Annotated in this window: 3 protein-coding genes; 1 reads left to right on the forward strand and 2 read right to left on the reverse strand. The window is 70.0% G+C overall.

Annotated elements, in window-relative coordinates:
• Positions 1-90: 90 nt before the first annotated feature.
• The gene (locus tag AC1D15_RS27580; protein ID WP_465112257.1) at positions 91-1,032 is read right to left on the reverse strand and encodes a helix-turn-helix transcriptional regulator; all 942 of its coding nucleotides are present in this window, start codon (positions 1,030-1,032) and stop codon (positions 91-93) included.
• 155 nt (positions 1,033-1,187) lie between these two features.
• Here AC1D15_RS27580 and AC1D15_RS27585 point away from each other — a divergent pair, with 155 nt between their 5' ends.
• Positions 1,188-1,823: a LysE family translocator gene (locus AC1D15_RS27585; protein ID WP_477828515.1), complete on the forward strand. Its 636-nt coding sequence runs from the start codon at positions 1,188-1,190 to the stop codon at positions 1,821-1,823.
• A gap of 9 nt (positions 1,824-1,832) precedes the next feature.
• Here the strand turns inward: AC1D15_RS27585 and AC1D15_RS27590 are convergent.
• A partial coding sequence (locus AC1D15_RS27590; protein ID WP_477828516.1) for a hypothetical protein occupies positions 1,833-2,361 on the reverse strand: 529 nt, incomplete at its 5' end.

Raw genomic sequence — 2,361 nt, forward strand, 5'->3', positions numbered from 1 at the left:
GGCGAGCGAGGTCACGCGAGAGGCGCGCGACCAGGGCCACCCCTTGGTATGCCGTGCCGTTGAGGCACCCTCCGGGGCCGGTGCAACAGGCTAGTGACCCTCCAGCAGCCGCTGCGCCAGCTGCCGCACCTCGTCGTTCAATTCCACAGGCGCCTGCACCGTGAACGGAAACGGCAGCCGCGCCAGTTCGCGCGCCACCCATTCCAGCGTCTCGGCCTCCACCGTCAGCAGCACGCCGCGCCGGTGTGCCTTCAGCACGCCGAAGCCGGCGAACACATGGCGCCGTGCCGTCGCCAGCTCGGTGTGCAGCAGCACCTTCGCCTGGTGCAGGCGCGGCAGCGTGGCGATCGCATGGGTGAGGTAGCCCAGCACGTCGAAGGACGGCGGCCGCCGGAAGCTCGCGGGCAGTGGCTGCACGTCCTCGATGCGGTCGAGCCGGAATGAGCGCAGGTCGCGCCGCAGGTGGCAATGGCCCACCGCGTACCAGTGGCCGCCGCGAAACCCCAGCCCGTAGGGGTCGAACTCCCGACGGCTGCGCTGGGCACCGGGCGTGACGTAGCCCAGGCTCACCTGCTGCTGGTTCAAGGCGGCCGCGCTCAGTGCCAGCAACGCATCGTTGTTGCCGGCGGCACCGGGCTGGATGTCCAGCGCGATGGTGTCGGCCACGCCGCGCAACCGGCGCTTGAGCGCGGGCGGCGTGACCCGCTCGAGCTTGGCCAGCGCGCTGGCGGTGGCCGGCGCCGCCTCCGCCAGGCCCAGGTGCCGTGCGGCGCGCAGGCCCACGGTGAGCGCCAGCGCTTCGTCGTCGGTGAACATCAGCGGCGGCAGCTTGAACCCGGGCATCAGCTTGTAGCCGCCGTCGCGCCCGCGCTCGGCGGCGATCGGAATGCCCAGGTCCGCCAGCATCGCGATGTAGCGGCGCACCGTGCGGCGATCCACCTGAAGGCGCTCGGCCAGCTCGGCACCGCCCACCATGCCGCGGGCCTGCAGCAGTTCCAGCACGGTGAGCACTCGGGTGGCAGGGGCGGGCATGGTGGGCGGGATTCGATACAGGGCTGAATCTGTCCTATATGGGGCCTATCGTAGCGGCTCCTTCACCACCAGCACCAGGAGCCCTCCATGAATCCCTTCCACTGCCGCAAGCTCGTCAAGCCGCTGTCCGGCCAGCTGACCCGGGCGGGTGCGCTGTGATCGCCGGGCCTGAACTCGCGCTGTACTTCGCGCTGGTCTTCGGCATCATCGTGCTGCCGGGCATGGACATGGCCTACGTGATGGGCCATTCGCTGGTGGGCGGGCTGCGCAGCGGCGCGAGCGCGGTGGCCGGCATCATGGCCGGCGGGCTGTGCCACATGGTGTTCGGCGCGGCCGGCATCGCACTCGTGGTGAAGGCGGTGCCCGGCCTGTTCACGGTGATGCTGCTGGCCGGCGCCGCCTACATCGCGTGGATCGGCTGGAGCGTGTGGCGCGCGGCATCGGCAGCGGGTGCGGATGCGGGGGATGAGCCGGCGCCGGCATCGGGCGGCAAGGCTTTTCGGGGAGCCGTCGCCACCAGCCTGCTCAACCCCAAGGCCTATCTCTTCACCCTCGCGGTGATGCCGCAGTTCGTGCATCCCGAACGCGGCGGGTTCTGGGTCCAGGTGGCCGAACTGGCGGCGGTAACCAATGCGACCCAGGCAGCCGTCTATGGCGCGCTGGCGGTGGCCGCCAGCCGCAGCGGCGGATGGCTGAAGGCGAACCCGCAAGGCCGGCGCCTGCTGATGCGGGTGGTGGGCGCGGGCCTGGTGGCGATGGCCGGCTTCACCGCCTGGACCGCCGTGGGTTGAACACCCGGCTCAGCCTGCTCGCGCCATACACGACGACTTCGCCCGCGGTGCTGACGCCGCAGCGACAACAGGTGGCGGGGCCGGATCCTCGAGCGGACCTCGCTCCGACTGCCAATAGACCCCCTGGACGGACAGCGCGGGCTCCGAGGACACCTCGATCCTGGCGACTTGTGCACCCACTTGCAAATCAGCCTTGCACGGTGTGCTCGCGCAGGCCGCCAGCTCATCGTTCTTGAGCACCTTGCCGTGCATGCTCCAGGCCTGCAGAGGCGGTCTCAACGCAACGCGATCTCCGTTCGCAAGAACGACATGGACCGACACCCTCGCGTTCTGCATGGCGGCCGCGAAGGCCTGATCCATCGTCCTGGAATCCTGCAAGGGAATGCCGCCTCGCAGCGACAGGCACAGCGAAGTCGACTCTCCGACGATCTTCATCGTTTCGCTGGAGGTCAGCACCGAGGGTTCGGGCGTGAGCAGCACCGGCTGCCTGGCCAGGACGACCACGTTCGTTTCGCGTCCCGAGAGCGCGTCGAAGAGC

The sequence above is a fragment of the Rhizobacter sp. P2_H2 genome (assembly GCF_056403375.1).